The organism is Bradyrhizobium pachyrhizi, from assembly GCF_001189245.1.
Taxonomy (GTDB): domain Bacteria; phylum Pseudomonadota; class Alphaproteobacteria; order Rhizobiales; family Xanthobacteraceae; genus Bradyrhizobium; species Bradyrhizobium pachyrhizi.
Window position 1 is genome coordinate 151073 of sequence record NZ_LFIQ01000116.1, and the last position, 4932, is coordinate 156004.

3 protein-coding genes and 1 pseudogene are annotated in these 4932 nt (G+C 67.1%); 2 read left to right on the forward strand and 2 right to left on the reverse strand.

Annotation, left to right across the window (positions count from 1 at the left end):
- Positions 1 to 588, forward strand: a pseudogene (locus tag AKL29_RS45895) (hypothetical protein); the annotation flags it as partial.
- 99 nt (positions 589 to 687) lie between these two features.
- Positions 688 to 852, forward strand: a complete 165-nt coding sequence (locus tag AKL29_RS43495) for a hypothetical protein (protein ID WP_167350440.1) — start codon at positions 688 to 690, stop codon at positions 850 to 852.
- Positions 853 to 878: 26 nt separating this feature from the next.
- On the opposite strand, the gene AKL29_RS31685 is transcribed toward AKL29_RS43495, so the two are convergent.
- Together AKL29_RS31685 and putA are read right to left on the reverse strand one after the other, a co-directional pair.
- Positions 879 to 2084: a CaiB/BaiF CoA transferase family protein gene (locus AKL29_RS31685; protein WP_028334942.1), complete on the reverse strand. Its 1206-nt coding sequence runs from the start codon at positions 2082 to 2084 to the stop codon at positions 879 to 881.
- Positions 2085 to 2387: 303 nt separating this feature from the next.
- The coding region (gene putA / locus AKL29_RS31690) for a bifunctional proline dehydrogenase/L-glutamate gamma-semialdehyde dehydrogenase PutA (RefSeq protein WP_244482530.1) at positions 2388 to 4932 on the reverse strand (2545 nt) is incomplete at its 5' end.

Below are 4932 nucleotides of genomic sequence, written 5' to 3' on the forward strand. Positions count from 1 at the left end.
CCAACGCCGACCGGTTTCGATGTCAGCGAGCTGGAGCCCGAGTTCGGCATGGTGCAGGGCGAGGGCACTGCCGGCAATGCGGTGTTCTCGGATGGTGACGTCGTCGGCGCCCTGCAGAAGGCTGCAGCCGACGGAACGAAGCTGCAAAACATCCAGTCGCTGGCCGGCTTCGAACGGCGCCTCAACGATGTCACCTGCGCGGGCTGCCACCAGACCCGTGGCATCGGCGGCTTCCATTTCCCCGGCGTCGACTGGATGGCGGCAAAGCCGTCGAACTCCACCGTGGTGCCGGCCTCGCCGCATTTCTTCGGTGACCAGCCTCGCCGCCGCGATATCCTTGCAAGCTTCCGCGACGGCAAGGCGCCGGACTTTTCGCGCGGCTTCTCCAACCGGCCGCAGCTGCGCGGCAGCACCGAGCTCGCCGGCACCGAATACAGCGACGGCTGGGGCGCGCACTGCTATCTGCCGGGCGCCAGGCCCGCCGAGAGCGACCGCAGCTTCCGCGGCTGGACCTGCGCCGAGGGCCTTGCCTGCCAGGTGGCCGGGAAGACTTCACACATCGGCATGTGCTTCGTGAAAGGCCGGTGATTTCGGCCGGAACCGAAGCGGCTGCGCGTCATTATTTGATGCTACATTCCGCGTCGCGACCACGCCCCGAACAGCCCAGCCTTGAGCGGAGACCGGCCGATGAGTGCTCCCGAGGACGACAAGCAACTCGACCGCGAGATTGCAGCCAACGAGGCCGAGCGCCAGGCGGTCAGCGCCGTCCGCGTCAGCAGCTGGGCGATCGGGCTCGCGGTCGTCATCGGCATCATTGCGGTGGCCCTGGTCTGGGCCTGGATGAAGCGCTGAAGCGACGCTCGACGGAGATCGATCCGCTACGCCACCGCGCCTGACGCGCGCAGCTTCTGGATCGTGGCTTCGTCGTAGCCGGCCTGGCGCAGGATCTCGTCGGAATGCTCGCCGACCTCGGGCGGCTTGCGCGGCTGCACCTTCCTCGCGCCGTCGATGAAGATCGGGCTGTTGACGGTCAGCATGGTGTCGTTCTCGAACCGCACCAGCACCTCGTTCTCGATCATCTGCTTGTCGTTCGGGATGTCGTCGAGGATGCCGACGACGCCGAATACGAGACCATTGCCGTCGAGGATCTTGCGCCATTCGGCGAGGTCCTTGCCGGCGAACACCTCGTCGAAGATCTTGATTAGCTCGACCGAGCGCGCATGGCGGTCGGCCTTGGTGGCGAAGCGCGGATCGGCGATGAGGTCCTCGCGACCCATGCAGCGCGCCAGCGTCGGCCATTGCCGGTCTTCGTTGAGCAGCGACAGGATCAGCCAGCGGCCGTCCTTGCACTTGTAGTGGTTGGTGACCGCGTTCAGCGCCTCCTCGCGCGGCTTGCGCTTCTTGAACTTGGCGCCGGCGAGCTTGGCCTGCGCCAGCACGCCATTGGCCCAGACGCCGTTGGCCATGAGATTGGTCGAGACATGCGAGCCCTTGCCGGTCCTCTCGCGCTGGAACAGCGCGGTGACGATCGCGCCGTAGAACGCCATCGCGCAAGGGTGATCGCCCATGCCGGCGACGGAACGGGCCGGCGTGGTCTCCTCGTCGGCGCGCACCAGATCCATCAGGCCGGAGCGGGCCCAATAGGCGTTGGAGTCGAAGCCGGGCTTGTTGGCCTCTTCGCCCTTCTCGCCATAGCCGGTGAAGGAGGCGTAGATCAGCCTGTCGTTGAGATGGGCGAGATGGTCGTAGGTGATGCCGAGCTTCTGGCGCACCTGCGGCGGCATGTTGGTGATGAACACGTCGGCCTCGGCGACGAGCTTGTACAGCACCTGCTGCGCGTCGGGCTTGGTGAGGTCGAGCGCGAGGCTCTTCTTGTTGCGGGCCTCCAGCATCCACGCGAAATTGTGCTCGCTCGATGGATAGCCGGGCAGATTGGGCAGATTGCGGTAGGGGTCGCCGGCGCCGGGCGGCTCGATCTTGATGACGTCGGCGCCGAAGTCGGACAGCACGGTGGCGGCCGCGGGCGCCGCGATGAAGCTCGCGCAGTCCAGGACCTTGAGCCCGTCAAAAATGCCTTTTTCCATCGTGCCGTCGCTCCCGTGGCGCTTGTTGGTGTTTTTTCCGGTAGCTGGAATTATCGCAAAGCGATGATCCCGATCGGACCGCCATTTGACCCATCTGGGGGGCACGATGCAACGGCACTTTCTTACCCTCCCCTTTACCCTCCCCTGGAGGGGGAGGGTCGACGCGAATGAAATGAGCGGCGGGGTGGGGTGACGGTCTCTCCACTCGTGTGTTGCCCGTGCGGAGAGATCACCCCACCCCGACTCACATTTCGCTTCGCTCAATGCGAGTCGACCCTCCCCCTCCAGGGGAGGGTGCGCACTTTACTCCACGCCGGCCATCAGCGCCGCGTTGCCGCCCGCGGCGGCGGTGTTGATGGTGATCGTCTGCTCACTGGCGAAGCGCGCGAGGTAATGCGGGCCGCCGGCCTTGGGGCCGGTGCCGGACAGGCCGCTGCCGCCGAACGGCTGCACGCCGACCACCGCGCCGATCATGTTGCGGTTGACATAGATATTGCCGACCTGGAGGCGGTCGATCACGTGCTCGATCGTGTCGTCGATGCGCGAATGGATGCCGAGCGTCAACCCGAACCCGGTCGCCTCGATCGCGGTCAGCACCTCGCCGAGCTTGTCGGCGCGGTAGCGCACGACGTGCAGGATCGGGCCGAACACCTCTTCCTTCAGTTGCCCGGCCGCCGACAGCTCGAAGATGTGCGGCGCGACGAAATTGCCTGACGGCGCCTCGCCGGCGAGATGCACGCGCGCCTCGTGCTTCATCCGCGCGATATGCGCATCGAGCCGCTGCTTGGCCTCGGCATCGATCACCGGTCCGATATGCGTCGACGGTTCGGAGGGATCGCCGATCTTCAATTCGCGTGCGGCGCCCGCGATCATCTCGATCATGCGGTCCGCAACGTCGTCCTGTACGAACAACAGGCGCAGCGCCGAGCAGCGCTGGCCGGCGGAGCGGAACGCCGAGGTCACGACGTCGTCGGCGACCTGCTCCGGCAGCGCGGTGGCGTCGACGATCATGGCATTGATGCCGCCGGTTTCGGCGATCAGCGGCACGATCGGGCCGTCCTTGGCGGCGAGCGCGCGGTTGATCGATCGCGCGACTTCGGTCGAGCCGGTGAAGACGACCCCGGCAATGGCGGAATTCGCCACCAGCGCGGCGCCGACCGCGCCGTCGCCCTGGATCAGATGCAGCGCCGATGGCGGTACCCCGGCCTGATGCAGCAGGGCGACGGCTTCGGCTGCGATCCGCGGCGTCTGCTCGGCCGGCTTTGCGATCACCGCGTTGCCCGCCATCAATGCCGCCGTCACCTGGCCGAGGAAGATCGCGAGCGGGAAATTCCACGGCGAGATCGCGACGAACGCGCCGCGGCCGTGCAGCTCCAGCACATTGCTTTCGCCGGTCGGCCCCGGCATCGTCTCGCCTTCGCCGAACAGCTTTTGCCCCAGCGCGGCATAGTAGCGGCAGAAGTCGATCGCCTCGCGCACTTCCGATAGCGCATCATCGAGCGTCTTGCCGCCCTCGCTTTGCAGCAAAGCGAGGAAGTGGGCGCGGCGCTGCTCGAGCAGGCCCGCGGCCTTGTCCAGGATCGCCGCACGGTTTGTGGCCGGCGTGGCGTTCCAGGCCTTGTAGCCCCGGCGCGCCGCGGCAACGGCGACATTCGCCTGCTCGGTTGTTGATGGGGTGACGGAAGGCGAAGCCTTTTGCTCGGCCGCGATCGCCGATGTCAGCGCGCCCAGCGCCTTGCGCTCGCCGAATTCGACGCCGTGCGAATTCTCGCGCTGCGGCCGATAAAGCTCGGCCGGCAACGGAATTGCGACGTGAGACGCTTTGTTGTCGGCGCCGATGATCTCGGCCGGGCGGCGCAGCAGGTCCACGATGGACACGCGATTGTCGGCGGCCAGCGCCACGAAGGACGAGTTGGCGCCGTTCTCGAGCAGCCGCCGCACCAGATAGGCGAGCAGGTCGCGGTGGCTGCCGACCGGCGCATAGGTGCGGTGAGCGATCTCGGGCCTGTCCTCGCCGAGCTGCGCGTAGAGCGCTTCACCCATGCCGTGCAGCCGCTGGAATTCGAAGCTATTGGGATCATCGGCGAGTTCGAGGATGGTCGCGACCGTCAGCGCGTTGTGGGTGGCGAATTGCGGAAACAGCCGCGGCCGCAGCGCCAGCAGCTTGCGCGCGCAGGCGACGTAGTTCAGGTCGGTCATCGCCTTGCGGGTGAACACCGGATAGCCGTCGAGCCCGCGCTCCTGCGCGCGCTTGATCTCGGTGTCCCAATAGGCGCCTTTGACCAGGCGCACCATCATCCTGCGATCCAGCGCGCGCGTCAGCGCATCGACATAGTCGATGACGTCGGCGGCGCGCTTCTGATAGGCCTGGATTGCGAGGCCAAAGCCGCCCCAGCCGGCCAGCGAGGGGTCGGCGAACGCGGCGGCGATGACGTCGAGCGACAGCTCCAGCCGGTCGGCCTCCTCGGCATCGACGGTGAAGTTGAGGTCGAACGCCTTGGCGCGGCGCGCGAGATCGATCAGCTGCGGCACCAGCTCGGTCATCACCCGCGCGTGGCTCACCGCCTCGAAGCGCGGATGCAGCGCGGATAGCTTGACGGAGATGCCGGGCCGGTCGGGCAGGGGCTGATCGCCGGCCGCCTTGCCGATCGCATCGATGGCGCGGGCGTAGGATTCGAAATAGCGATGGGCATCGTCGGCGGTGCGCGCACCTTCGCCCAGCATGTCGAACGAATAACGCGAGCCGCGCGCGGTGTGCGCTTGCGCGCGCGACAGCGCCGCCTCGATGGTCTCGCCGAGCACGAAATGGCTGCCCATCAGCCGCATCGCCTGTCGCGTCGCGGCGCGC

What these genes read in the sequence shown, in the direction of transcription:
- AKL29_RS43495 (WP_167350440.1), top strand. Translation starts at nt 688, where the DNA reads ATGAGTGCTCCCGAGGACGACAAGCAACTCGACCGCGAGATTGCAGCC.
- AKL29_RS31685 (WP_028334942.1), bottom strand. Translation starts at nt 2,084, where the DNA reads ATGGAAAAAGGCATTTTTGACGGGCTCAAGGTCCTGGACTGCGCGAGC.